At 60.9% G+C, this 23,915-nt stretch carries 23 protein-coding genes and 1 tRNA gene; 12 read left to right on the forward strand and 12 right to left on the reverse strand.

All coding sequences use genetic code 11. The features are described 5' to 3' along the window. Positions 1–57 precede the first annotated feature (57 nt). Positions 58–1,650: an ArnT family glycosyltransferase gene (locus tag BFP95_RS23520; protein ID WP_065910791.1), complete on the forward strand. Its 1,593-nt coding sequence runs from the start codon at positions 58–60 to the stop codon at positions 1,648–1,650. A gap of 119 nt (positions 1,651–1,769) precedes the next feature. On the opposite strand, the gene BFP95_RS23525 is transcribed toward BFP95_RS23520, so the two are convergent. The 4 genes from BFP95_RS23525 to BFP95_RS23540 all read right to left on the reverse strand — a co-directional run bounded on the left by BFP95_RS23525 (position 1,770) and on the right by BFP95_RS23540 (position 5,492). Then, positions 1,770–1,845 (reverse strand) — tRNA-Phe (locus tag BFP95_RS23525). 103 nt (positions 1,846–1,948) lie between these two features. Beyond that, complete coding sequence (locus BFP95_RS23530; protein WP_065875784.1) at positions 1,949–2,221, reverse strand: oxidative damage protection protein; 273 nt, start codon at positions 2,219–2,221, stop codon at positions 1,949–1,951. After that, positions 2,218–3,285: an A/G-specific adenine glycosylase gene (gene mutY / locus BFP95_RS23535; RefSeq protein WP_065890265.1), complete on the reverse strand. Its 1,068-nt coding sequence runs from the start codon at positions 3,283–3,285 to the stop codon at positions 2,218–2,220. Before mutY ends, BFP95_RS23530 begins: the two co-directional genes overlap by 4 nt. Further along, complete coding sequence (locus BFP95_RS23540; RefSeq protein ID WP_065890268.1) at positions 3,282–5,492, reverse strand: AsmA family protein; 2,211 nt, start codon at positions 5,490–5,492, stop codon at positions 3,282–3,284. Before BFP95_RS23540 ends, mutY begins: the two co-directional genes overlap by 4 nt. A gap of 324 nt (positions 5,493–5,816) precedes the next feature. Between BFP95_RS23540 and BFP95_RS23545 the strand changes: the two genes are divergently transcribed. The 7 genes from BFP95_RS23545 to BFP95_RS23575 all read left to right on the forward strand — a co-directional run bounded on the left by BFP95_RS23545 (position 5,817) and on the right by BFP95_RS23575 (position 11,634). After that, a complete protein-coding gene (locus BFP95_RS23545; RefSeq protein ID WP_065875781.1) occupies positions 5,817–7,478 on the forward strand; it encodes an OFA family MFS transporter in 1,662 nt (553 codons plus the stop codon). A 288-nt stretch (positions 7,479–7,766) separates the two neighbouring features. Next, positions 7,767–8,360, forward strand: a complete 594-nt coding sequence (hisB, locus tag BFP95_RS23550; protein ID WP_017849940.1) for an imidazoleglycerol-phosphate dehydratase HisB — start codon at positions 7,767–7,769, stop codon at positions 8,358–8,360. After that, positions 8,360–8,998 (forward strand): imidazole glycerol phosphate synthase subunit HisH, encoded by a 639-nt coding sequence (hisH, locus tag BFP95_RS23555; protein WP_065910792.1) that lies wholly within the window; start codon positions 8,360–8,362, stop codon positions 8,996–8,998. The genes hisB and hisH overlap by 1 nt, the downstream gene beginning before the upstream one ends. Then, the gene (locus BFP95_RS23560; protein ID WP_010213888.1) at positions 8,998–9,255 is read left to right on the forward strand and encodes a DUF2164 domain-containing protein; all 258 of its coding nucleotides are present in this window, start codon (positions 8,998–9,000) and stop codon (positions 9,253–9,255) included. The genes hisH and BFP95_RS23560 overlap by 1 nt, the downstream gene beginning before the upstream one ends. A 39-nt stretch (positions 9,256–9,294) precedes the next feature. Next, positions 9,295–10,032 (forward strand): 1-(5-phosphoribosyl)-5-[(5-phosphoribosylamino)methylideneamino]imidazole-4-carboxamide isomerase, encoded by a 738-nt coding sequence (gene hisA / locus BFP95_RS23565; protein WP_029295899.1) that lies wholly within the window; start codon positions 9,295–9,297, stop codon positions 10,030–10,032. Between the two features lie 9 nt (positions 10,033–10,041). Then, positions 10,042–10,812, forward strand: coding sequence for an imidazole glycerol phosphate synthase subunit HisF (gene hisF / locus BFP95_RS23570; protein ID WP_017138643.1), 771 nt, complete (start codon positions 10,042–10,044; stop codon positions 10,810–10,812). Positions 10,813–10,878: 66 nt separating this feature from the next. Continuing rightward, positions 10,879–11,634: a substrate-binding periplasmic protein gene (locus BFP95_RS23575; protein ID WP_065910793.1), complete on the forward strand. Its 756-nt coding sequence runs from the start codon at positions 10,879–10,881 to the stop codon at positions 11,632–11,634. On the opposite strand, the gene BFP95_RS23580 is transcribed toward BFP95_RS23575, so the two are convergent. The 5 genes from BFP95_RS23580 to gpmI form a co-directional block, all read right to left on the reverse strand. Further along, on the reverse strand, positions 11,587–12,879 hold the full coding sequence (locus tag BFP95_RS23580) for a Vps62-related protein (protein ID WP_065910794.1): 1,293 nt from the start codon (positions 12,877–12,879) through the stop codon (positions 11,587–11,589). The two genes, BFP95_RS23575 and BFP95_RS23580, sit on opposite strands and share 48 nt — an antisense overlap. A gap of 63 nt (positions 12,880–12,942) precedes the next feature. Continuing rightward, a complete protein-coding gene (locus tag BFP95_RS23585; RefSeq protein WP_065875777.1) occupies positions 12,943–13,728 on the reverse strand; it encodes a divergent polysaccharide deacetylase family protein in 786 nt (261 codons plus the stop codon). A gap of 1 nt (position 13,729) precedes the next feature. Next, the gene (locus tag BFP95_RS23590; RefSeq protein ID WP_012721751.1) at positions 13,730–15,046 is read right to left on the reverse strand and encodes a S41 family peptidase; all 1,317 of its coding nucleotides are present in this window, start codon (positions 15,044–15,046) and stop codon (positions 13,730–13,732) included. 31 nt (positions 15,047–15,077) lie between these two features. After that, positions 15,078–16,373, reverse strand: coding sequence for a murein hydrolase activator EnvC family protein (locus tag BFP95_RS23595; protein ID WP_065875776.1), 1,296 nt, complete (start codon positions 16,371–16,373; stop codon positions 15,078–15,080). 260 nt (positions 16,374–16,633) lie between these two features. Beyond that, positions 16,634–18,160, reverse strand: a complete 1,527-nt coding sequence (gene gpmI, locus BFP95_RS23600; RefSeq protein ID WP_065910795.1) for a 2,3-bisphosphoglycerate-independent phosphoglycerate mutase — start codon at positions 18,158–18,160, stop codon at positions 16,634–16,636. A 151-nt stretch (positions 18,161–18,311) separates the two neighbouring features. Between gpmI and BFP95_RS23605 the strand changes: the two genes are divergently transcribed. Genes BFP95_RS23605 through secB form a run of 3 tightly spaced genes read left to right on the forward strand, consistent with a single transcriptional unit; the run spans position 18,312 to position 19,503 of the window. After that, a complete protein-coding gene (locus BFP95_RS23605) occupies positions 18,312–18,725 on the forward strand; it encodes a rhodanese-like domain-containing protein (RefSeq protein ID WP_049710466.1) in 414 nt (137 codons plus the stop codon). 1 nt (position 18,726) lies between these two features. Then, positions 18,727–18,981 carry a glutaredoxin 3 gene (gene grxC / locus BFP95_RS23610; protein WP_033896917.1) on the forward strand — a complete coding sequence of 85 codons (255 nt, stop codon included), beginning with the start codon at positions 18,727–18,729 and terminating at the stop codon, positions 18,979–18,981. Positions 18,982–19,023: 42 nt separating this feature from the next. Then, entirely contained in the window at positions 19,024–19,503 is a 480-nt protein-coding gene (secB, locus tag BFP95_RS23615; RefSeq protein WP_003237490.1) for a protein-export chaperone SecB, read from the forward strand. A 120-nt stretch (positions 19,504–19,623) separates the two neighbouring features. On the opposite strand, the gene BFP95_RS23620 is transcribed toward secB, so the two are convergent. Continuing rightward, the gene (locus BFP95_RS23620) at positions 19,624–20,079 is read right to left on the reverse strand and encodes a tRNA (cytidine(34)-2'-O)-methyltransferase (protein ID WP_065875774.1); all 456 of its coding nucleotides are present in this window, start codon (positions 20,077–20,079) and stop codon (positions 19,624–19,626) included. On the opposite strand from BFP95_RS23620, the gene BFP95_RS23625 reads away from it, so the two are divergent. After that, the gene (locus BFP95_RS23625) at positions 20,078–20,518 is read left to right on the forward strand and encodes a hypothetical protein (RefSeq protein WP_065910796.1); all 441 of its coding nucleotides are present in this window, start codon (positions 20,078–20,080) and stop codon (positions 20,516–20,518) included. The genes BFP95_RS23620 and BFP95_RS23625 overlap by 2 nt on opposite strands. A 529-nt stretch (positions 20,519–21,047) precedes the next feature. On the opposite strand, the gene ntrC is transcribed toward BFP95_RS23625, so the two are convergent. Together ntrC and glnL are read right to left on the reverse strand one after the other, a co-directional pair. Then, positions 21,048–22,484, reverse strand: a complete 1,437-nt coding sequence (gene ntrC, locus BFP95_RS23630) for a nitrogen regulation protein NR(I) (protein WP_065875772.1) — start codon at positions 22,482–22,484, stop codon at positions 21,048–21,050. Next, positions 22,481–23,566 carry a nitrogen regulation protein NR(II) gene (glnL, locus tag BFP95_RS23635; protein ID WP_065875771.1) on the reverse strand — a complete coding sequence of 362 codons (1,086 nt, stop codon included), beginning with the start codon at positions 23,564–23,566 and terminating at the stop codon, positions 22,481–22,483. The genes ntrC and glnL overlap by 4 nt, the downstream gene beginning before the upstream one ends. Between the last annotated feature and the right edge of the window lie 349 nt (positions 23,567–23,915).

The raw sequence follows: 23,915 nt of genomic DNA on the forward strand, positions 1-23,915 counted from the left end.
TATTCAGCAGGGCAGTCGGCACCATAAGTCGGCGCCCCTTACCTGACAGGTCAACCGATGGATCACCGCAACCGTTTTCGCCTGGAATCCCTGGGCATTTTCCTGTTTGCCCTGTTGCTGTTCACCTTGGGTATATGGGATCAGCAACCCCAAGGGTTTGACGGACGCTGGGCGCTGTTCCTACAAGAAATGTTTCGCCATGGTGCGAGCCTTTTCCCGACTACCTATGGCCAGCCCTACGCGGATTACCCCGGCACCGCGACCTTTTTCAGCTTCGTGTTCGCACGGCTGTTTGGTGCGCCCAACCATCTGGCGAATGTGCTGCCCACCGCCCTGGCGTCCGCTGGGGTGGTTGCCTTGATCTATCGCTTGCTCGTCCCGGCGAATCGCCAGTGGGCGCTGCTCACCGTGCTGCTGACGTTGCTCACCACCCAACTGCTCGAAAAATCCCGCTCGGTCTGCCTGGACCAGATGGTAGCGTTGCTCTGTGTAGGCAGTTTTTACCTGCTGCACAGTGGTGGGCGCTGGAGGCGGCTGGCGGTGTTTGCGTTGTTCATTCTGGGCTTTGCCATACGCGGGCCACTGGGGTTGATCGAAGTCTGTGGCGTGGTGTGCGTGTATTGGGCGCTGGGCAAGCCTGGCGAGCGCGTGAAGCAAGTGCTCATTCATGGCCTCGTCGGCCTGGTGTTGTTGGCAGCCTGTTGGTGGCTGTTGGTGAAACTGGCGCGCCTCAGCGGTGGAGACGCATTTGCCGATGAAGTGTTCAAGATGCAGGTGGGCGGACGCCTCGATGAAACCGGTGAGCCGTTCTATTTTTACTTCCAGCTGAGCTTGTATCGCTACTTCCCGGTGGTGCCGTTGGCGCTGGCCACCATGATTGCGCTGCGTCATCGCTGGGCCGAGCGGTTCGAGGGCGATATGCAATTGGTGGTGCGGCTCGGTGCCTGCGGCATGATGATCTTGCTCGGGCTGTCGGTGCCGCACTTCAAGCGCGCTTACTACATCCTGCCCATGGTGCCGATGTTTGCGGCTGTCGCGGCCTATGGGCTGCTTCAGTCGCAAGGTTGGCTCGCTGGCGTGCGCCGATGTTACGAAGGGCTTGTCGCGGCGCTACCGGCGTTGTGCGTGGTGGCAGTGTTTGTCTGTCGGCATGGCTGGCAGAAGCATGGTGACTGGCCAGATGTTTCGCTGCCGCTGCTGATCAGCGCGTTGGCGCTGCTACAGGTGGCGACGTTGATCGCCTGGCGGCGGGTGGGGCGGTTGGTGTGGCTCAGCCTGATCGCTTTGTTGGCGCAATGGTTGTTGTTGGTGATGGTGGTAGAACCGGCCAAGGACCTGCAGCTCGATACGCGGCAGTTTGTCGGCCAGGTGGAAGCACTGCGCGTTACGCAGCCGGGGCCTTTGGTGTTTATCAACCTTGGCCGGGATACCTGGGCAGTGCGCTACATGATGAACCTGGATCACGATGAGCGGCCGGTGTTTGTGGGGGCTCATGAGCTTGACCGATTAGGTACTTTGCCACGGCCGGCGTGGGTGATTGTGGCGCGCAAGGAAGTGGCGTTGCTGCAAGGGACATCCCTGGAGGACGTCGCTCCAAGTTTTGAAGGGCGGTTGAACGATAATCCGCTGATGGTGTTTTTGCTGAAGTGAGCGAAGCACCCAATCAAAATCGCCACTGGGTTAAGTCAAATTCCAGGCAACAAAAAACCCGCACTAGGCGGGTTTCTTGTGTGTTTCAGATGACGTTAGCACCACCTGAAACTAATTAGTGGTGCCCAGAGACGGAATCGAACCGCCGACACGGGGATTTTCAATCCCCTGCTCTACCGACTGAGCTATCTGGGCAACGGGGCGCATTAAACGGGTTTTTCAGGGGGTCGTCAAGCAAGTTTTCAAAAAATATTTAATTATTACCGTCGCTTACGTGCCGACCCCGGTTTTTGATCAATTATTGAGCAGGCGGCACGTAGCCGTCGGCCTTGGCGTATTCCTCGCCGGAAAAGAACTTGTCCATCTCGCCCGCCAGGTATTTACGGTCTTCGGCGTTCATCATGTTCAGGCGTTTTTCGTTGATCAGTAGAGTCTGGTGTTTCAGCCAGTCGGCCCAGGCTTTGGCGGAGACGTGCTCGAAAATGTCCTGGCCCTTGGCACCTGGGTACGGAGGGCGTTCGAGGCCTGGCAATTCTTCTTTGTACTTGCGGCACATGATGGTGCGGGTCATGACGAAACTCCTGCATTCAATACGTCGGCCGCGCGCTTCAGCAGTTTTTTCACCGGGGCGGCAAGGCCCAGGCGCGGCGGGGTGGCGAGGTTATACCAGAGCCAGTCGGCCTCGGCCACGTGATGGGCGGATTCCTCGACCTGGACCAGCCAGGGTTCGATAGCCAACTGAAAGTGGCTGAAGGTGTGAATCAGGCTCGGCAGTTCCTGTTGCTTGCCCAGTGCCAGCGCGTGCTGGTTGGCCAGGTGCTCCAGGTCTTGCAGGTCATCCAGCTCCGGCAAGCTCCACAGGCCGCCCCACAGACCCGTCGAGGGGCGACGGTAAAGCAGGATCGCGCCTTCGGCATTTGCCAGCAGCGGCATCAGCGTGCGCTTCTGCGGGATGGTCTTGCGCGGCTTGGGGATCGGGTAGCGCGTCTCCAGGCCGAGCATGTGCGCTTCGCAGCCTTTTTCCAGCGGGCACAACAGGCAGCTGGGTTTGCTGCGGGTGCAGAGGGTGGCGCCCATGTCCATCATCGCCTGGGTGTAGGCGTTGACGCGATCATGCGGCGTGAAGCGTTCTGCGGTGGCCCACAGTTGCTTGGCCACCTTGGGTTCGCCCGGGTAGCCCTCCTGCGCGGTGAAACGTGCCAGCACGCGTTTGACGTTGCCGTCGAGGATCGGCGCACGCAGGCCCATGCTCAGGCTGGCGATCGCTCCGGCGGTGGACAAGCCTATGCCGGGCAACTCGGTGAGCTTCTCGACATCCTTGGGAAATTCGCCGCCGTATTCGGCCACGATAATCTTCGCCGTCTTTTGCAGGTTGCGCGCCCGGGTGTAGTACCCCAGCCCGGTCCACAAGTGCAGCACTTCATCTTCCGGCGCAGCCGCCAGGGCCTCGACCGTTGGCAGCGACGCCATGAAGCGGTCGAAATAATTGAGCACGGTGCTCACCTGGGTCTGCTGCAGCATGATCTCCGAGACCCACACCCGATAAGGCGTTATGCCCTGTTGCCAGGGCAGGTCGTGGCGACCGTGGCGGTCGTACCAGTTCAGCACCGCCTCTGAAAATTGCTCGTTTCTCATCGATTGAACAGGCCTTTCAGTGCGTCTTTGAGCTTCGGGTTAACCTTGTCGAGCTTCTCTTCAAGCTTCTCGTTGAGGCGGTTGCCCGCCGCCTTGATCGCGACTTGGCCAAGGCCGTCCTTGTCCAGGCGGCACGCCTTGGCGCCCAGCTCCAGCGGGCCACGGCAGCGCAGCGGCACTTCGATGCCCTGGAAGTTGGAGCCCACCTGGCAGGCCGGGTCCGGCGTTTCGCGCTGATCACCTTCGACAATGATGCCGACGCGGTAGTCCATGCCCAGGACGCGCAGATCGACATCGCCATTACCGTTGACCGTCAGGCCCGGGATGCGCACTTTCAGGTCCGGGTTGCTGGCGACACCGTTACGGAAGGTCAGGTTGCCCTTCAGTTCCTGGAACGGCGTGTCCTTGCCTTGCGGTGTGCTGCTCAAGGTTTTGCGGTTGAGCAAGGCGATGCCGGTGCACAGTTGCTGTTCAAGGTTGGCGTTGAGCAGCACGCCGTTGTTGATCACGAAACTGGCGGTGCCGTTGAGGCTGTCGATCAGCGCTTTCTGGCTATTGCCGCGGCCAGTGAGGTTGCTGTCGAGGGTGATCTGGCCCTTCACCGGCGGGGTTTGCCCCTGGGCTTGCAGGATGCGTTCGACCGGTACCTGCTTGATCCGGCTTTGCAGCGCGAGCACCGGGATATCCTGGCGCACATCGAGGTTGCCGTTGGCCTGGAAGGTGCCGTTGTAGAGACCGCCGCTCAGGGTGTCGAGCTTGAGTTGGCCATCGATGCCGGACGCTTTGAGCACGGCATTCTGGATCGGCAACTTGCTCAGGGTCAGTTGGCCAAACGCGAGGTCGGCGTCCACATCCAGCGTGCGCAGGCGGGTCAATGGCAACAGTTTGTCGGTGCTCCAGGCGCCTTTGGTCGGCGCTTCGGGCAGCGGTGTGGTGCCGCCGGCAGCCATGGCACCGGCTTCGCTGTTCTGCACTTCGGCCTGGCGGGCAGCGGCTGCGCCCTTGGCGGATTCGGACTTGGCCGGCAGATAGTTGTCGGCATTGAACGTGTCGGCCTTGAGCTGAACGCGCAGGGATTGCTTGGCGAAATCCTCCACGGCGACGCGACCGGTGAAGGTGCTGCCGTCGAGTTTCAGGTTCAGGTCTTCCAGGGCGATGCTGCTTGGCGTGCCCTTGAGGCGGCTGACCAGTTCGACCTTGCTCAGGCTGCCCTCGGCCATTGGCGGCAGCGGGTGGCCGACGCTGTCGAGGAACTTGGCCAGGTCGAATTGGGCGATGGACAGGGCGCCGCTGAGCTGCGGGGTCTTGTCGAGGTCGTTGACCTTCAGCTCGCCCAACGCGCGCAGTTGGTTGGCCGAGAGCTTCATGTTGGTCCATTCGGCGATATTCGCCGCCTGGTCCACCAACAGTTGGCCCTGGGTCGAGAAGGTCACGGTCTTGCCTTGCAGTGGCTCGCCCGTGGCTTCGCCGGTGATCTTCATGTCTTCAAGCTGGTAGCGCTTGAGCGCACGCTGGATGCGCAGGTTGCCGTTGAGTTCGGTCTTGACGCGCATCACCGGCTGATTGCTGCCGAAGAAGGCGGTGAGTTTCACCGGGATGCTGGCGCCTTCATGCACGGCGCCAGCGCTCAATTGGATGCTTTCGGCGCTGAACTGCTTGCCGGTCTGCTCATCGTTGTATTCGATGCGGGCGTTGTTGACCGTCAGGCTGTCGATATCCAGGCGGATGGGTTTTGCCGGCTTGTCCGATTCGGGTTCGGCCGGTTGTTCAACCGAGCCAGGGCTGCCGACGCTCGTCTCTGTCACGTTCTTGCCGATGTCTTCCCAGTTGCCGTGCCCTTCCTTGTTGCGGTTGAGGCGCAGGTTGAGACCTTCGACACGCACGTCACTCATCTGCACTTCGCGGCGCAGCAGCGGCAGCACGCGTACCGACAGGCCGAGCATCTGCAGGTCGGCGAAGGGCTGGGTCGGTGCGGTCAGGGTTGCCACGCTGGCTTCGTGCAGTTCCAGGCCAAGCCAGGGGAACAGGCTCCAGCCGATGTCGCCATTGAGCGTCAGCTCGATGTGGGCCTTGTCGCGGGCAATCTGGCGAATCTCGTCTTTATAGTCGTTGGGATCGAAGAGATGGGTCAGGGCAAAGCCTAGAGCCACAATGATCAGCAACAGCCCGAGAAGTACCAGACCCAGGATTTTGCCGAACGCTTTCATGGGCGAGTCCTTGTATGTCGATTTCAAAATTTAGCCGCAGAGTATAACGCCCGACGGCCTGCGTCAGTGCTCCGATCGTTACATTGTATCCAGCGGTGGGGGAACGGGTTTTTGGCGTCAAATAAACAAATTTCCTGAAAAAGGTGATGTCACTTTGGTTTTTCTGTCATCGACAGGTGCTAATCTCTGCACGTTCGTCCGCCTTCTGCGACCTAAGGTCGCGCCTAAAATGGAGCTTCACTCAACAAAACGGCCACGCTTTGCGTGCAAGGCCGAGGGAGAGAGCGCCTGACGGACACATACTAACAACTGGGGGAAACACCAATGAGCACTAGCACTGCGGCAGGTTCATCTGCTGCAAAGCCAGCGTTCCTGTCCAAGGAACGCATCATCGCCAAGCCCGGCTTCAACCGCTGGCTGGTTCCACCGGCCGCCCTGGCTATCCACCTTTGCATCGGCATGGCCTACGGGTTCTCGGTGTTCTGGCTGCCATTGTCCAAGGCGCTGGGTATCACCAAGCCGGTTGCTTGTGCGCCGGACATGAGCTTCATCGCCCAAGTCTTCTCGTCCCAATGCGACTGGCCCATCTCCATGCTGGGCTGGATCTACACCCTGTTCTTCATCTTCCTGGGCTGCTCGGCAGCCATCTGGGGCGGCTGGCTGGAACATGCCGGGCCACGCAAGGCCGGTGTTGTGTCGGCGTTGTGCTGGTGTGGTGGCCTGCTGATCTCGGCGTTGGGTATCTATACCCACCAGATCTGGCTGATGTGGATCGGCTCCGGGGTCATCGGCGGTATCGGCCTGGGCCTGGGCTATATCTCGCCCGTATCGACCCTGATCAAGTGGTTCCCGGACAAGCGTGGCATGGCCACTGGTATGGCGATCATGGGCTTCGGCGGTGGTGCGATGGTTGGCGCCCCGTTGGCAGCCGCATTGATGGGTCACTTCGCAACGCCAGACAGCGTGGGCGTATGGCAGAGCTTCCTGGTGATGGCCGCGATCTATTTCGTGTTCATGATCGGTGGCGCCTTGTCCTACCGCGTTCCGCCAACCGGCTGGAAACCTGAGGGCTGGACCGCGCCGGCGAAAAAAGCCAGCAACGCGATGATCACCCACCGTCACGTGCACGTGAACGTGGCGTGGAAAACCCCGCAATTCCGCCTGGTTTGGCTGGTGCTGTGCCTGAACGTATCCGCCGGTATCGGCATCCTCGGCATGGCGTCGCCACTGCTGCAGGAAGTGTTCGGCGGCAAGCTGCTGGGTGTGGATGTACCGTTTGGTCAGCTGGATGCCGGTCAACTGGCTTCCATCGCAGCCATCGCCGCAGGTTTTACGGGGCTGTTGAGCCTGTTCAACATCGGTGGCCGGTTCTTCTGGGCGTCGTTCTCCGACTACCTGGGGCGTAAAAATACCTACTTCGTGTTCTTCGCCCTGGGCTTTGCCCTGTACGCGTTGATCCCGAACCTGGGGCATTTGGGCAACGTGGCGCTGTTTGTGGCGGCGTTCTGCATCATCCTGTCGATGTACGGCGGTGGTTTTGCGACCGTTCCGGCCTACCTGGCTGACCTGTTCGGCACGCAAATGGTCGGCGCGATCCACGGTCGCCTGCTGACTGCCTGGGCCGCTGCGGGCGTATTGGGCCCGGTGTTGGTGAACTACCTGCGTGAGTATCAGCTGAGCATTGGCGTTGAACGCGCGGCGGCCTACGACATCACCTTGTACATCCTCGCCGGCCTGCTGGTGCTGGGTTTCATCTGCAACCTGCTGGTGCGTCCGGTGGCCGACAAGTACTTCATGACCGATGCCGAATTGGCCGCCGAACAGGCGCTTGGCCATGACAAAGGCGCGGATGCGACCACTTCCCTGGAGTGGAAAGCGGCTTCCGGCACTGTGCCATTGGCGATTGCCGCCTGGCTGGTGGTGGGTATTCCGTTGGCGTGGGGTGTGTGGGTGACCCTGCAGAAGACGGCGGTACTGTTCCGCTAGCACCAAACCTGTAGTGAGCGGGCTTGCCCCGCGCTGGGTGGCGCAGCCGCCCCCAAAACCGGACACCGCGTTTTAACTGGAGAATTCGGTGCCTGGGTTGGGGCGGCTGCGCCACCCAGCGCGGGGCAAGCCCGCTCACTACACGACTGGCTCTCACATGTATGCACATGTCTATCCCCGACATCTCTCGCTTCAACTCGTCAGTCTTATCCCCTCCGATGTTTCTGTTTAGCGCCCGCGCCCCTATAATGGCTGCCTTTTTCGCCCAATGATTTTGCGGAGCTGGTGATGGCCGAACGTAAGGCGTCCGTCGAGCGCGACACTCTGGAAACCCAGATCAAAGCCTCGATCAACCTGGATGGCACCGGAAAGGCCCGATTTGATATCGGTGTCCCTTTTCTTGAGCACATGCTGGACCAGATCGCCCGTCACGGGCTGATCGACCTGGATATCGTCAGCAAGGGCGACCTGCATATCGACGACCACCACACGGTGGAAGACGTTGGCATCACCCTCGGCCAGGCGTTTGCCAAGGCTATCGGCGACAAAAAAGGCATCCGTCGCTACGGTCACGCCTATGTCCCGCTGGACGAAGCGCTGTCGCGTGTGGTCATCGACTTCTCCGGCCGCCCAGGCCTGCAGATGCACGTGCCCTACACCCGCGCCACCGTGGGCGGCTTTGACGTCGACCTGTTCCAGGAATTCTTCCAGGGTTTCGTCAACCACGCACTTGTCAGCCTGCACATCGACAACCTGCGCGGCACCAACACCCACCACCAGATCGAAACCGTGTTCAAGGCATTCGGCCGCGCGCTGCGCATGGCCGTCGAGCTGGATGAGCGCATGGCCGGGCAGATGCCTTCGACCAAGGGCGTCCTGTAATGCAGACGGTCGCGGTTATCGATTACGGCATGGGTAACCTGCACTCGGTGGCCAAGGCCCTCGAGCACGTCGGTGCCGGCAAGGTGCTGATCACCAGCGATGCCAATGTGATTCGCGAAGCCGACCGCGTGGTGTTCCCGGGTGTTGGCGCGATTCGCGATTGCATGGCCGAGATCCGCCGCCTGGGCTTTGACAGCCTGGTGCGCGAAGTCAGCCAGGACCGTCCGTTCCTTGGCATCTGCGTGGGCATGCAAGCCTTGCTCGACAGCAGTGAAGAGAACGATGGCGTCGACTGCATCGGTTTGTTCCCAGGCCAGGTTAAGTTCTTCGGCAAAGACCTGCATGAAGACGGCGAACACCTGAAAGTCCCGCACATGGGCTGGAACGAAGTCCGCCAGACCGTGGATCACCCGCTGTGGCACGAAGTGCCGGACATGGCGCGCTTCTACTTCGTGCACAGCTACTACATCGCCGCCGGTAAGCCGGGCCAGGTGGTGGGTGGCGGGCACTACGGCGTCGACTTCGCCGCCGCGCTGGCTGAAGGTTCGCGCTTTGCCGTGCAGTTCCACCCGGAGAAGAGCCATACCCATGGCCTGCAATTGCTGCAGAACTTCGCCGCCTGGGATGGGCGCTGGTAATGGCCAGGAAGCCGAAGCAGCCGATCTTGAACCTCACGCCCGAGCAGGAAAGTGAGGCTACCCTCAAGATCAAGCGCTTCATGGAAGACCGCTTCGAGCTCAAGCTGGGCTCGTTCGAGGTCGCCGAGATTCTTGAGCTGTTCACCACCGAAGTGGCTCCGCATTATTACAACAGAGCGATTTTCGATACGCAGACGCTCCTTAAAGAAAGGTTCGAAAGCATCGAAAGCGACCTGTGGTCGCTTGAGAAACCCTGATTTCCCAAGCATTGCTGAATATCGAATAAGGTTTGCCAGATGCTGATTATCCCCGCTATCGATCTCAAGGACGGCGCCTGCGTCCGTCTGCGCCAAGGCCGCATGGAAGACTCCACCGTATTCTCCGATGACCCGGTGAGCATGGCTGCCAAATGGGTGGAAGGGGGCTGCCGTCGTCTGCATCTGGTGGACCTGAACGGCGCCTTCGAAGGCCAACCGGTCAACGGCGAGGTGGTCACTGCGATCGCCAAACGCTACCCGAACCTGCCGATTCAGATCGGCGGCGGTATCCGCTCCCTGGAAACCATCGAGCACTACGTCAAGGCTGGCGTGAGCTACGTGATCATTGGCACCAAGGCCGTGAAAGACCCAGCCTTCGTCGCCGAAGCCTGCCGCGCATTCCCAGGCAAAGTCATCGTGGGCCTGGACGCCAAGGATGGTTTCGTCGCCACCGACGGCTGGGCTGAAATCAGCACCATCCAAGTGATTGACCTGGCCAAGCAGTTCGAAGCCGACGGCGTGTCCGCCATCGTTTATACCGACATCGCCAAAGACGGCATGATGCAGGGCTGCAACGTGCCGTTCACCGCTGCGCTGGCCGCTGCGACAAAGATTCCGGTGATCGCCTCCGGCGGCATTCACAACCTGGGCGACATCAAGTCGCTGCTGGACGCCAAGGCCCCCGGCATCATCGGCGCCATCACCGGCCGCGCGATCTACGAAGGTACCCTGGACGTCGCCGAAGCCCAGGCTTACTGCGACGCCTACAACGGCTGAGGACTGACCATGGCGCTGGCCAAACGCATCATCCCTTGCCTGGACGTCGACAACGGTCGCGTGGTCAAGGGCGTCAAGTTCGAGAACATTCGTGATGCCGGCGACCCGGTGGAAATCGCGCGTCGCTATGATGAGCAAGGTGCCGACGAGATTACCTTTCTCGACATCACTGCCAGCGTCGACGGCCGCGACACCACATTGCATACCGTCGAACGCATGGCCAGCCAGGTATTCATCCCGCTGACCGTGGGCGGTGGTGTGCGCACCGTGCAGGACATCCGCAACTTGCTCAATGCCGGCGCGGACAAGGTGTCGATCAACACGGCAGCGGTGTTCAACCCGGAGTTCGTCGGCGAAGCAGCGCAGCACTTCGGCTCGCAATGCATCGTCGTTGCCATCGACGCCAAAAAAGTCTCCGGCCCGGGCGAAACCCCGCGCTGGGAGATCTTCACCCACGGCGGTCGCAAGCCGACCGGCCTGGACGCGGTGGAGTGGGCAATGAAGATGGAAGCCCTCGGCGCCGGTGAAATCCTGCTGACCAGCATGGACCAGGACGGCATGAAAAACGGCTTCGACCTGGGCGTGACCCGCGCCATCAGCGATGCGCTGGGCATTCCAGTGATCGCTTCCGGCGGCGTCGGCAACCTGCAGCATTTAGCCGATGGTGTGATCGAAGGCCACGCCAGCGCGGTGCTGGCGGCGAGTATTTTCCACTTTGGCGAGTACACCGTTCCCGAGGCCAAGGCCTACATGGCGGCGCGCGGTATCGTCGTTCGCTAAACGCTGCTGGACACCATGGCAAGTGCGCGGCACTCTCTGCGCTTGCCATGGATTCCGGTAGCCTTCATGTTCAAGACCCTGCTGCTCGCCCTCGCCAGTACTTCCCTCCTGCTGGCAGGTTCGGCCAACGCCGAAGAACCGTCTGACGCCTCCCTGGTGTTGCTGACGGAAAACTTCCCGCCCTACAACATAGCGAAAAACGGCAAGAACTTCGCCAAGGACGAGAACATCGAAGGCATCGCCGTGGACATCGTGCGCGAGACCTTCAAGCGTGCCGGCATTTCCTACAACCTCACCCTGCGTTTTCCTTGGGAGCGCATCTACAAGCTCGCCCTGGAAAAACCTGGCTATGGCGTATTCGTGATGGCCCGTTTGCCGGATCGCGAGGCGTTATTCAAATGGGTCGGCCCTATCGGTCCGGACGATTGGGTGCTACTGGCCAAGGCCGACAGCAAGATCCAACTGACCGACCTTGAGCACGCGCGCCGCTACAAGATCGGCGCCTACAAGGGCGACGCCATTGCTGAAACGCTGGAAAAGCAGGGCCTTAACCCGGTCGTTGCACTGCGTGACCAAGACAATGCGCAAAAGCTGGTGGAAGGCCAGATTGATCTGTGGGCGACCGGTGACCCGGCGGGTCGTTACCTAGCCCGCCAGGTCGGGGTGACCCAGCTTAAAACCGTCTTGCGCTTCAACAGTGCCCAGCTTTACCTGGCGTTGAATAAAGACGTGCCGGATGAAGTGGTGAGCAAGCTGCAGGCGGCGCTTGATCAGTTAAGGGATGAGGGCGTTATCGATCAAATCATGGCCCGTTACCTCTAGGTTCGGCTCTGCTTGAGGGGCTTCTGATGCTGGAGGCGCTTCATCCGGCAATGGCGCGGCCTCGGAAGACTCGCTCATATAAATGTGATCACCATTGGTGTAGCTGACGGTACCTGAAACCTGGCTGCCGTCCTGACGCAGCAGGCAATACTCACTGCGCACAAGGTAAGCCGCGACGGCTTTGTTTGGCGGGACGTAAGTGATGATTTCCAGCGGCGAGGCGTGGCTCCAGCCTTTCGCCGAGCGTTGGGTGTGCGTGAAGTCTCGGTCCAGATGCGCCGAAAAATTCAACTCAAAGGCATGTGGGTACACGGGCCACTCGTTGCTCAGGTCGATGCTGGTGTTGGCTGCCAGGGCCTTGGCATTTCCTCCCAGTTCGCCCTTGGTGGCCGTCCACATGAACGGCTGACTGGTCGCCTCAGTGTTGTGCCCGAAGCCGGCGATAAGGTGGCGGTCCGTGCGCTCCAGGCGATAGGTGGGCGACGACTGAGACTGTTCGACTGCAGTCAGCTCCGGGTCTTTTACACAGAACCACGGCAGCTCGCACACCTGAAGCGTTGAGGTGGTGTCATCCGCAGCAGGGCTTTCATGCCCGATGAGGGCGGGAGGTGCCGGCAGGTCGCTGAGTTGCGCGGTCAGCGCCAGCCGCAGCGCGTAGGTCTCTACGCTTGGCCTGGCATAACTGTCACTGCCAAGGAAGGTGCCAGGTGCCAGGTAGGCTTCGCCGGGAGATGCACCGGGAGGGATGACCGACCAGGCGCTGAAATCGTTGGCGGAGCCGCTGCCTTTATCATTCCAGATCAGTTCGCCCACTTGAGCCGTGACGACCAGGTCTGCTCGTACACAGCGTACGGCATGGCGCGAAGGCTTGTCGTAGCCGACACCGCACACCAGTCCCATCGTGACGTAACCCTCCGGGGGCAGCGGGCGCCAGATTGAAAAATTGGCGTGAGCGCCAGTCCCTTCATCGTGCCACACCAATTGATAGTCAACGGGCGCACGCAGGGCCGTGCCGTCGACCTTATTCGCGTCGCTCACGACGGCGACGATCTTGCTGTGGTTGATATTGCGATAGTGACGCACCGCAATATCACCCAGGGCGTAAAACGGGTTCAGCGCATCGGATGTCATGCTGGGCCGCCAGAGGCCGACGGCTTCGTGCGCGCTGGACCCCTTGTCGTTCCACAGGGGCAGGAATTCGCTGGTAAAGCTGATGAGCAGGTCGTTGAATTGCAGAGGCTTCATGATGGGCTCTCCAGTTGATGGGAGCATCAACTATCGAGCAGTCAGCGCATTGCCGGGCTGTATCTATCTACGCGCAGGAAGGTAGGTGCCGTTTTTGCCGTGACCCGCCATCGCTTGGTTACTGCGCACGCTGATCATCAACTTGATATCGATCCAATCGACGCCCTGAGCCTTAAGTTTGGGCAGCTCGCGCTCCAGCACCGCCAGGGTTTGCGGGTAAGGGTGACCGATCATCACGACCGAACCCTGCTTGTGGGCCAGCTTGATTGCGGTCTGCAATTGCGTGGTGATCGCTGCTTCAGTGCGCTCGTCATCGAGGAATACATCCCGCGAGACATGGGCCAATCCAATCTTCTGCGCCTCGGCTGCCGCGACGGTCTGCGCGCTGGTGCGGCTGTCGACGAAGAACTTGTTGCGCCGTTGCAGCTCGGCCATCAACCAGGCCATGGCGACCGGTTGCGCGGTCATGCGGCTGCCCATGTGGTTGTTGATGCCTGCGGTGTAGGGCACCGCCTTGAACGCAGCGTCCAGGCGCTTGGCGAGTTCTTCGATGGGCAGCTCAGGGTGCCAGGCGAAGGGGCCGGTCGCCGGGTCCATGGGCATATGCAGGATCACGATCTTGCCGGCTTTGTGTGCCTCGCGGGCAAATTCGGCGGCGTGGGGTGTGTCGGGCATGACCGCCGTGGTGACCGGCCCAGGCAGGGCCAGCACGCGACGATCCCGGGGCAGGTTCTGCCCGAGGTCGTCGATGATGAGGGTCAGGTAGGCTTTGTGCGGCTCGCCGGCAGGCGTCGCGTGGGCGACGCCTGCCAGGCTGCACAGCACCGCGATGATCAGGGCAAAACGCATATCAACGGCTGCGCGTGATGCTCAGGCCTTTGAGCAGGCTGAGTGCCTGAGCCAGCTGGTAGTCGTCGTCCTGCGGCATCGGCTTGGCTTTCTTGCCGCTGCCGGTCGGTTGGTCGGCGCCGCCGTTGCCATTGCCCAAGTGACCTTGCAGGTCCGCTTCTTTGTAGTACTCGCTGTCGATCTCGTTGGTGATCTTGGCCTTGCGCACCTCAATGTCCGGCACGATGCCCTGGGCCTGGATCGAGCGGCCGTTCGGCGTGTAGTACAAAGCAGTGGTGATCTTCAGCGCACGCTCGTTGTTCAGCGGCAACACGGTTTGTACCGAGCCTTTGCCGAAGCTGGTGGTGCCCATCAGCACGCCGCGTTTCTGGTCTTGCAGGGCGCCGGCGACGATTTCCGACGCCGAGGCGCTGCCGCCGTTGATCAGCACGGCCAGCGGCACGTTTTCGCTGAGGTCGTTGCCGGTGGCCGAGAAGCGCAGTTCGGAGTTGGCAATACGGCCCTTGGTGTAGACGATCAGGCCCTTGGTGATGAAGTGATCAACCACTTCCACCGCCGATTGCAGCACGCCGCCTGGGTTGTTGCGCAGGTCGAGCACGATGCCGCTGAGTTTCTTGCCGTTGTCCTTGCGCAGCTTGGCCAGGGCCTTGGCCACTTCGTCACCGGTCTTGACCTGGAACTGGGTGATCCGGATGTAACCGTAGCCCGATTCCAGCAGCTGGCTCTTCACGCTCTTGACCACGATAGTCGCGCGGGTCAGCGTTACATCGAACGGGTTGCCGCCGTCGCGTACCAGGGTCAGGGTGATTTTCTGGCCGATCTTGCCGCGCATCTTGTCGACGGCTTCGGTCATGGTCTGGCCACGGGTCGGTTGGCCGTTGATCTTGACGATGAAGTCGCCGGCCTGGATGCCGGCCTTCGACGCGGGGGTGTCATCGATCGGCGAGACCACCTTGATGTTGCCGTCTTCGGCGCCAACTTCAATGCCCAGGCCGCCGAACTCACCGCTGGTGCTTTCCTGCAGCTCGGCAAAATCTTCCGGGCCCAGGTAGGCGGAGTGCGGGTCGAGGTTGCTGAGCATGCCCTTGATGGCATTCTCCAGCAGGGTCTTGTCATCTACGGGTTCGACATAGGCTGCCTTGATCCGGTCCATGACCTCGGCAAAGGTGCGCAGCTCGTCCAGCGGCAACGGCGCCTTGGTGGTCGCGGCGGTGGCAGCAGGTGCAGCCGGGGCGGCCTGGTCGGCGAAAGCCAGGGGCGCGCCGATCACCAGGGCGATCGTCAGGGCCAGCGAAGTGAGGCGGGACAAATGCAGCATGTCGAACGAACTCCTAATGTAGATGCGACCCTTATCCTTGGGTTCTGCACCATTGTGCAGGATCGCTCGGGCGACCCTGCTGACGAATAGCGAAGTACAGCGCCGGAGTGTCCTGGCCACCACTGTTACCCACAGTGGAGATGGATTCACCGGCTTTTACAACATCACCTGCCGACTTGAGTAAAGTCTGATTGTGGCCGTAAAGGCTCAAATAGCCATTACCGTGGTCGAGAATCACCAACAAACCGGCGCCGCGCAGCCAATCGGCAAATACCACGCGCCCACCGTGAACAGCGTGGACCTGGCTACCGGCAGAGGCGCTGATCATCACCCCGTCCCACTTGGCGCGGGTGTCATCGCCACGGGTTTCACCGAAGCGTGCCAGTAATCGACCATCAACCGGCCATGGAAGTTTGCCGCGAGCTGAAGCAAAAGGGCCGCCGAACGACTCGCCGGCGCTGGAAACCAGCGGGCCAGGGGCTGCATGCGCCGGTTTGCGCGGTGCCGGGGCGTCCGAGGTGGCAGCCAGTTCGGCCTCACGCTGGCGCTTTTTTTCGGCTTCCTGCTGGGCGATCAGCGCTTTCTGCCGCGCTTCTTCGGCCTCACGTGCCTGGCGAGCCAGGGTTTCTTCGATGGTCTTGAGCACTTTGGCCAAGTCGGCCTGGTCCTGCTCGCGGGCTTGCAGCTTGGCGTCGCGCGCCTTTACGTCGTCATTGAGCTTGGCCAGGGCCAGCTGGCGCTCCTTGCGGACCTTGTCCAGCTCGTTGCGCTGGGTGTCGAGGGCGCTTTTCTGGTCCTGCAATTGCGATTGCTGGTTGGCGATTTCCTGTTCCACATTGACCAACTGGCGCAGAGTCTCGTTGAAGCTTTTCAATTGCTCCATGCGGGCTTTGCTCAGGTAGTCGTAGTAGGTGAGGGTGCGCGCAAATTTCTCAGGGTTCTGCTGGTTGAGCAGCAGCTTGAGGTACTCCTGGCGGCCGTTCTGGTAGGCGGCGCGGGCCTGGATTGCGATCAGGCGTTGCTGTTCAACGCGTGCGCTCTGGAGTTTTTTTTTCTCAGCGTCGAGTCGCTCCAGTTCCGACTCGCTCTTCTTTAATTCTTTTTGTAGCTCCTGGACCTGCTTCTCCAGCTTGCCCATCTCGGTTTCCGTGCCGCGCAGGTCTTTCTGCACCCCGGACTTTTCTTCCTGGAGCTTGCCGAGCAGCTTTTTCAGCTCGGTAATGTCCTGACGCGTAGCGTCCAACTGTTGTTGGGTTTGTGCGCGCTCATCGGCAAACGCCGGTTGGAGCAGGCAGACAAGAGCAAGGGTAATCAAGGCGCGAAGCATAGAGGCGGGCGACACCAGGGAAATGGACGGCCTAGTATGCCCGCCAAGCGCGGCAAAAAAAACGCCCAATTGGGGCTGGAAGGCAAGATAGGTGCCGAGTGGCACAGGTATGGCGAAAAGATATCTTCCAAACAGCGCAAAACCAATGTGGGAGCGGGCTTGCTCGCGAATGCGGTGCGTCAGTCGTTGAAAATGTCGACTGAACGGCCGCATTCGCGAGCAAGCCCGCTCCCACACGGTTTTTTGGGTGAGGCTGAGAATCAGACCAGGATCGAGGTCCCGGTCATTTCTTGCGGCTTCTCCAGCCCCATCAACATCAACATAGTCGGCGCCACATCCGCCAGTACGCCGCCTTCACGCACTTTCAAATCGCGCTTGCCGACATAGATGAACGGTACCGGCTCGGTAGTGTGGGCGGTGTGGGCCTGGCCGGTGGATTCGTCGGACATTTGCTCGCAGTTGCCGTGGTCGGCAGTGATCAGCGCTTCGCCGCCGACTTTTTCCAGGGCATCGACGATGCGGCCGACGCACAGGTCCAGGCATTCCACGGCTTTGGTGGCGGCTTCCAGGTTGCCGCTGTGGCCGACCATGTCGCCGTTGGCGTAGTTGACCACGATCACGTCGTAACGCTGGTGTTCGATGGCGTCGACGATCTTGTCGGTGACTTCCGGCGCGCTCATTTCCGGCTGCAGGTCGTAAGTGGCGACTTTTGGCGACGGGATCAGGATGCGCTCTTCGCCCGGGAACGGCTCTTCACGGCCACCGGAGAAGAAAAACGTCACGTGGGCGTATTTTTCGGTTTCGGCGATGCGCAGCTGGGTCTTGCCGTTTTTTGCCAGGTAGTCGCCCAGCACGTTATCCAAGGTGCCTGCTGCAAAAGCGGCGGGAGCCGGGATGCTCGCGGCGTATTGGGTCAGGCCCACGTACTGCACCTTCGGCTGGCGCGCGCGCTCGAACTCTTTGAAGCCGTCTTCGACAAACACGCGGCTCAGCTCGCGGGCGCGGTCGGCGCGGAAGTTCATGAACACCACGGCGTCGCCGTCTTCGACTTTCACCGGCTCACCGATGGTGGTGGCTTTGACAAATTCATCGCTCTCGCCACGGGCGTAGGCGGCTTCGAGGCCTTCCTGGGCGGTGGCGGCGTGGAATTCGGCCTGGCCGTCGACGATCAGGTTGTAGGCCTGGGCTACGCGGTCCCAGCGGTTGTCGCGGTCCATGGCGAAGTAACGGCCGACCAGGCTGGCGATACGGCCTTTGCCCAAGGCGGCGAAGGTGGTGTCGAGCAGTTCGATCGACGATTGCGCGCTTTTCGGCGGGGTGTCACGGCCGTCGAGGAAGGCGTGCAGGTAGATCTTGTCAGCGCCGCGCTTGAACGCCAGTTCGGCCATGGCGACCAAGTGGTCCTGGTGGCTGTGGACGCCACCATCCGACAACAAGCCCATGAAATGCACAGCTTTACCGGCAGCCACTGCTTTATCGACCGCCGCGCAGATGGTCGGGTTCTCGAAGAACTCGCCATCGCGGATCGCTTTGGTCACACGTGTGAAGTCTTGATAGACCACTCGTCCGGCGCCGAGATTCATATGGCCGACTTCCGAGTTGCCCATCTGGCCGTCCGGCAGGCCCACGTCCATGCCCGAGCCGGAGATCAGGCCGTTCGGCACGGTGGCGGTCAAACGATCGAGTACCGGCTTCTTGGCCGCGTACACCGCGTTGTCGTGGTGGCTTTCACTGTGTCCGAAGCCATCGAGAATTATCAGGACCAAAGGTTTAGGCGTGGTAGTCATAGATCCTCTCGCGGCGGTAATAAAGGAAGACAATTGAAAAGGGAGTGGCAGTTTAAAGCGAAGTTCCGACCACGTCACCGCTTTACGGGGGTTGGCCCCCCCTGACGGCTGTGTATACTTACCGCCATTTTAACGCCCTGGAACCTCCTTGATGGTTGATCACCTGATTGCATTTGCCACTGCCCACTACCTGCTTGTGGGTGCCTTCGTCATCCTGCTGGCGCTGCTGATCGCTCACGAATTGAGCCGCGGTGGCCGCAGCCTGAGCACGGCGGAGCTGACCGCGCTGGTCAACAAGGATGAGGCCGTTGTCGTGGATATCCGCCCGGCCAAGGATTTCGCCGCTGGCCATATCGTCGGCGCCCTGAACATTCCTCAGGACAAGCTGATCGCGCGCCTGGCCGAGCTGGAAAAGCACAAGGCCAAGACCATCATCCTGGTCGACGCCCAAGGCCAGCACTCCGGCACCCACGCCCGTGAGATGCTCAAGTCCGGTTTCACCGCCGCCAAACTGTCCGGCGGTATTGGCAGCTGGAAGGCCGATAACCTGCCACTGGTGAAGTGATATGAGCCAGGTTGTCGTGTATTCCAGCGATTGGTGCCCTTACTGCATGCGGGCCAAGGCCTTGCTGGAGAAAAAGGGCGTTGCCTTCGAAGAGATCAAGGTCGACGGCAAACCCCAGGTGCGTGCCGAAATGGCCCAGAAGGCGGGGCGCACGTCCGTGCCGCAAATCTGGATCGGCGCCAGGCACATCGGTGGCTGCGATGACCTGTTCGCCCTGGAGCGCGCCGGTAAACTCGATGCGCTGCTGCTCGTCTGACTTCTAAACCCTAAAAGACCCCAAGATAGAGAAGGATCTGCGATGACTGATCAACAGAACACCGAAGCAGCAGAAGCCCAAGGCCCACAGTTCTCGCTGCAGCGGATCTACGTGCGTGACCTGTCGTTCGAAGCGCCGAAAAGCCCGGCGATCTTCCGCCAGGAATGGACCCCAAGCGTTGCGCTGGACCTGAATACCCGTCAAAAAGCACTGGAAGGCGATTTCCATGAAGTCGTGCTGACCCTGTCGGTCACCGTCAAGAACGGCGAAGAAGTGGCCTTCATCGCTGAAGTGCAACAGGCCGGTATCTTCCTGATCCAAGGCCTGGACGAAGCGTCCATGAGCCACACCCTGGGTGCGTTCTGCCCGAACATCCTGTTCCCGTATGCCCGCGAGACCCTGGACAGCCTGGTCACCCGTGGCTCGTTCCCGGCGCTGATGCTGGCACCGGTGAACTTCGATGCCCTGTATGCGCAAGAGCTGCAGCGCATGCAAAGTGAAGGTTCGTCGACCGTTCAATAAGCTGCGGATGTAAAAAATGTGGGAGCGGGCTTGCTCGCGAAGGCGGTACTTCAGTCAATACCTTCATTGACTGGCACACTGCTTTCGCGAGCAAGCCCGCTCCCACATTCGTTAGGGGTGTTATTTAAAGCCGAGTTGGCGCCAGCCTTCGTAGACAGCGACGGCCACGGTGTTGGACAGGTTCAAGCTGCGGCACCCCTCGCGCATCGGCAAACGCAGACGATGACCGTCTGGCAGTGCGTCCAGCACCTCCGGCGGCAGGCCCCGGCTCTCCGGGCCGAACAGGAACGCGTCGCCCTCGGCAAAGCTGGCATCGTGGAACGGTCGCGAACCCTTGGTGGTGAACGCGAACAGTCGCGGGTGCCCCAGGCTTTCCAGGCAACTCGCCAGGTCGGCATGGCGCTTGAGGGTGGCGTACTCGTGGTAGTCCAGCCCGGCGCGGCGCAGGCGCTTGTCGTCCATGTCAAAGCCCAGGGGCTCGATCAAATGCAGGTGGCAGCCACTGTTGGCGCACAGCCTGATAACGTTGCCGGTATTCGGCGGAATTTCTGGTTGAAAAAGGATGACGTGAAACATGCACGGCTCCGAAGGCAAAGATGCGCTGCATTCTACCCCCGAAGAGGACCCAAGGCCGAAGCTTATGCCGCGGGTCATGGGCTCTTTGGCGATTGTCGGCTTGATGATCGGCTTGATGATTGGCCGACTGACCACCTCGGACCCGGTCGAACTGCAACAGGTTGAAACCGCAAAAGACGGTGTGGTGGTGTGGTTCAACAGCGAACCCAAGCTGCACGGCGAGCATATCGACGGTACGGTGGCGCTGCTGTTCGACGCGCAAGGCAAGGCTGCCAGTGGGCAACTCAAGATCAATGAAAAGGACGTGAACTGGCGCGTGCGCAAGACCGACGGCGGCTTGCTGCTGAACCTGGTGGCGGCTCGGCCGTTGCGCGGGGATTGGAGGGGGGAAGAAGTTGATGGCCGCTGGCGGCTGGAGATCCATCTCCAAGAGCAATAAAAGAGGGAGTTCCCGGCCTGCCTGTACCAGGGCTCCCAAAACGGGGTGAAGCCAGAGGCTTCGGTGTTAAAGAGGGAATCCCCGGCCTGCCTGTACCAAGGTTCCCCAAAGCGGTGTGGAGCGCGATGCGGTTCGCATCAAGCACCCCGGGTATAAAGAGGGGAGTCTCGGCCTGCCTGTACCAAGGTCCCCGAAACTGGGTAGTACAGGGGTTATAGCAGGGCGCGTGCCAGAGTGGCCAAGGTGTGCCAAAAAAAACTTCTAGAAAGCGCAAAGCCCCGGAATACGGGGCTTCGTTGTTTTCGGGATTCTCTATGTTCTTACTACGATGCTTGCTTGAGGCTTGGAAGGCGTGCGCGATGCTGGTACAGGGTGCATTGAAGCGGTGCACGCGCCTGGACCCTTATGGAGATCCAAATGTGGGAGCGGGCTTGCTCGCGAAGGCGGTGTTTCAGTCACTGATGTGCTGAATGACACCGCCTTCGCGAGCAAGCCCGCTCCCACATTAGATCTTCAGTGAGCCTGTAAGTCAGGCGTCGTCGCCCTCATCGTCGTCACCACCATCGACCTTCATCCCCAGCTCTTTGATCTTGCGCGTCAGGGTGTTGCGGCCCCAGCCCAGCAGCACGGCGGCATCGCGACGGCGACCTGCGGTGTGCTTCAGGGCGGTTTCGATCATGATCCGCTCAAACGCTGGTACGGCGCTGTCCAGCAGGCTCGACTGGCCGCGAGCCAGGGCCTGATCCGCCCATTGGCGCAGCGCCTGTTCCCAGTTGGTCACCGGCGCAGAGTCCTGCGGCAGGCTGAGCAGTTCCGGTGGCAGGTCGCTGATATGCACTTCGCGCCCGGACGCCATCACCGTGATCCAGCGGCAAGTGTTCTCCAGCTGGCGCACGTTACCTGGCCACGGCAGGTTCTTCAGGTATTCCTCGGTCTCGCTTTTGAGCAGCTTCGGCTCAACCGCCAGCTCTTGCGCGGCGCGGGCAAGGAAGTGGCGGGCGAGCGTCGGGATGTCTTCGCGACGGTCCGACATCCGCGGAATGTGGATACGGATCACATTGAGGCGGTGGAACAAGTCCTCACGGAATTTGCCCGCATGCACCAGGGTTTCCAGGTTCTGGTGGGTCGCGGCGATGATACGCACGTCGACCTTGACCGGCGTGTGCCCGCCAACCCGGTAGAACTCGCCGTCCGCCAGCACGCGCAGCAGGCGGGTCTGGGTATCGGCCGGCATATCACCGATTTCATCGAGGAACAGCGTGCCGCCGTCCGCCTGTTCAAAACGCCCGCGACGCAGGTTGGCGGCGCCGGTAAACGCGCCTTTCTCATGGCCGAACAACTCGGACTCCATCAAGTCCTTCGGGATAGCCGCCATGTTCAACGCAATAAATGGCGAAGCCGCTCGTGGGCTGTGACGGTGCAGGGCGTGGGCTACCAGCTCTTTACCGGTACCCGACTCGCCATTGATCAGCACGGTGATATTGGAGTGGCTCAAGCGCCCGATGGCGCGAAACACTTCCTGCATCGCCGGCGCTTCGCCGATGATCTCCGGGGTGCGGGTCAGGGCCGGTGGGGCTTCCTGGTTCTGTTGCTCCTGGGCGTGCTGGTTGGCGCGCTTGACCAGCGCCACCGCCTCGTCCACGTCGAATGGCTTGGGCAGGTATTCAAAGGCGCCGCCCTGGTAGGACGCGACAGCGCTGTCCAGGTCCGAGTGCGCGGTCATGATGATCACCGGCAAACGCGGGTGCTGCTCGCGAATCCGTGCCAACAGGTCCAGGCCACTGGCGCCGGGCATGCGGATGTCAGAGATGATCACGTCGGGCTGTTGGCGTGCCAGGCGGCTCATCACCCCGTCGGCGCTGTCGAAGCTCTGGGTGGTCATGCCTTCCTGTTGCAAGGCTTTCTCGAGGACCCAGCGGATAGAACGGTCGTCATCGACGATCCAGACAGTTTCACTACGGCTCATGTCGATGGGGCTCCTTGTTCCAGTGGCAGAAAGATCGAGAACGTGGTGTGGCCAGGATGGCTCTCACATTCGATCAGACCCTGGTGCTGGCTGATGATGTTCTGGGTAATGGCCAGGCCCAGCCCGGTACCGTCCGGGCGGCCGCTGACCATGGGAAAGAAAATGGTTTCCTGCAGTTCCGCAGGAATGCCCGGGCCGTTGTCGATGATCTCGACCTTGGTCACCAGGCGATGGCGCACATGGCCGATGGTGAACTGGCGCAGGGCGCGGGTGCGCAGGCTGATGCGGCCCAGGCGCAGCTCGTTCTGGCTGCTGATGGCCTGCATGGCGTTGCGCACGATATTGAGCACTGCCTGGATCATCTGTTCGCGGTCGATCAATACATCCGGAATGCTCGGATCATAGTCGCGCACCAAGGTAATGCAGCCCTGGCTTTCGGCCTCGACCAGGTGGCAGACGCGTTCCAGCACTTCGTGCACGTTGGTCATCGCCAGCGACGGCAGCTTGTTGGAGCCGAGCATGCGGTCCACTAGGTTACGCAGGCGGTCGGCTTCCTCGATGATGACGTTGGTGTAGTCCTTGAGGTGTTCCTCCGGTAGCTCGCGGGCCAGTAGTTGCGCTGCGCCGCGAATCCCGCCGAGGGGGTTCTTGATCTCATGGGCCAGGCCGCGCACCAGCATCTTGCTGGTTTCCTGCTTGGACAGCTGCGCTTCTTCCTTGGTAATGCGCAGCAGGCGGTCGCGAGGGTGCACTTCGAGCAGCAGCAGGGTCGCGCCATTGCTCAGGATCGGGGTGACGGCGTAGTCGACCGTCAGCGTCTGGCCGGTGAGGGCGGTGAGCATCGCTTCGCGTTTGGTAAACGGGTGTGCCTGCTCCACCGCCTGGCGCAATGAGCTCAAGGCTTCGGCTGACTCGGTGAACAGCTCGCTGATGAACTGCCCATGGCTGCGCTGGCCGCTGATGGCCAGGAGCATCTCTGCTGCCGGATTCATGTACTCAAGACGCAGATCGGCGTTGAGCAGGATGGTCGCGGTGGTCAGGTTGTCGAGTAACAAACGGTGCAGTGCATCACTGATGGTCATCGGGACCTCTTTTGGAGCAAGGCGCGTGCTTGAGGCACACGCTGATACAAGGAAAATGCAAAAACCAAACCAAGGCTCCGAAAAGAAGCGTTAATCGCCTGAAATAGGCGTTTAAGGCTCGAATCTGTGGCGTTCTGCCAGCTTCATCGGGAAGATTCGAACCAAAATGGGCTGGCCAGGTGGGAAGGGTGCAGCGGGTCGCACCAATATAGTGCGGTTTTGTGAAGGTTGTTCAGGAACTAGGAAATTACGGTGAATCGTCTGGAAGGTTGCGGTGGGTGTGGGAGCTGGCTTGCCTGCGATAGCGGTTTTGGATGTACCGCGCTTATCGCAGGCAAGCCAGCTCCCA

The organism is Pseudomonas sp. 58 R 12, assembly GCF_900005865.1.
GTDB lineage: Bacteria > Pseudomonadota > Gammaproteobacteria > Pseudomonadales > Pseudomonadaceae > Aquipseudomonas > Aquipseudomonas tritici.

Excerpts from the sequence above, each read along its gene's own strand:
- BFP95_RS23520 (WP_065910791.1), top strand. The coding sequence starts at position 58 with ATGGATCACCGCAACCGTTTTCGCCTGGAATCCCTGGGCATTTTCCTG.
- BFP95_RS23530 (WP_065875784.1), bottom strand. The coding sequence starts at position 2,221 with ATGACCCGCACCATCATGTGCCGCAAGTACAAAGAAGAATTGCCAGGC.
- mutY (WP_065890265.1), bottom strand. The coding sequence starts at position 3,285 with ATGAGAAACGAGCAATTTTCAGAGGCGGTGCTGAACTGGTACGACCGC.
- BFP95_RS23540 (WP_065890268.1), bottom strand. The coding sequence starts at position 5,492 with ATGAAAGCGTTCGGCAAAATCCTGGGTCTGGTACTTCTCGGGCTGTTG.
- BFP95_RS23545 (WP_065875781.1), top strand. The coding sequence starts at position 5,817 with ATGAGCACTAGCACTGCGGCAGGTTCATCTGCTGCAAAGCCAGCGTTC.
- hisB (WP_017849940.1), top strand. The coding sequence starts at position 7,767 with ATGGCCGAACGTAAGGCGTCCGTCGAGCGCGACACTCTGGAAACCCAG.
- hisH (WP_065910792.1), top strand. The coding sequence starts at position 8,360 with ATGCAGACGGTCGCGGTTATCGATTACGGCATGGGTAACCTGCACTCG.
- BFP95_RS23560 (WP_010213888.1), top strand. The coding sequence starts at position 8,998 with ATGGCCAGGAAGCCGAAGCAGCCGATCTTGAACCTCACGCCCGAGCAG.
- hisA (WP_029295899.1), top strand. The coding sequence starts at position 9,295 with ATGCTGATTATCCCCGCTATCGATCTCAAGGACGGCGCCTGCGTCCGT.
- hisF (WP_017138643.1), top strand. The coding sequence starts at position 10,042 with ATGGCGCTGGCCAAACGCATCATCCCTTGCCTGGACGTCGACAACGGT.
- BFP95_RS23575 (WP_065910793.1), top strand. The coding sequence starts at position 10,879 with ATGTTCAAGACCCTGCTGCTCGCCCTCGCCAGTACTTCCCTCCTGCTG.
- BFP95_RS23580 (WP_065910794.1), bottom strand. The coding sequence starts at position 12,879 with ATGAAGCCTCTGCAATTCAACGACCTGCTCATCAGCTTTACCAGCGAA.
- BFP95_RS23585 (WP_065875777.1), bottom strand. The coding sequence starts at position 13,728 with ATGCGTTTTGCCCTGATCATCGCGGTGCTGTGCAGCCTGGCAGGCGTC.
- BFP95_RS23590 (WP_012721751.1), bottom strand. The coding sequence starts at position 15,046 with ATGCTGCATTTGTCCCGCCTCACTTCGCTGGCCCTGACGATCGCCCTG.
- BFP95_RS23595 (WP_065875776.1), bottom strand. The coding sequence starts at position 16,373 with ATGCTTCGCGCCTTGATTACCCTTGCTCTTGTCTGCCTGCTCCAACCG.
- gpmI (WP_065910795.1), bottom strand. The coding sequence starts at position 18,160 with ATGACTACCACGCCTAAACCTTTGGTCCTGATAATTCTCGATGGCTTC.
- BFP95_RS23605 (WP_049710466.1), top strand. The coding sequence starts at position 18,312 with ATGGTTGATCACCTGATTGCATTTGCCACTGCCCACTACCTGCTTGTG.
- grxC (WP_033896917.1), top strand. The coding sequence starts at position 18,727 with ATGAGCCAGGTTGTCGTGTATTCCAGCGATTGGTGCCCTTACTGCATG.
- secB (WP_003237490.1), top strand. The coding sequence starts at position 19,024 with ATGACTGATCAACAGAACACCGAAGCAGCAGAAGCCCAAGGCCCACAG.
- BFP95_RS23625 (WP_065910796.1), top strand. The coding sequence starts at position 20,078 with ATGCACGGCTCCGAAGGCAAAGATGCGCTGCATTCTACCCCCGAAGAG.
- BFP95_RS23620 (WP_065875774.1), bottom strand. The coding sequence starts at position 20,079 with ATGTTTCACGTCATCCTTTTTCAACCAGAAATTCCGCCGAATACCGGC.
- ntrC (WP_065875772.1), bottom strand. The coding sequence starts at position 22,484 with ATGAGCCGTAGTGAAACTGTCTGGATCGTCGATGACGACCGTTCTATC.
- glnL (WP_065875771.1), bottom strand. The coding sequence starts at position 23,566 with ATGACCATCAGTGATGCACTGCACCGTTTGTTACTCGACAACCTGACC.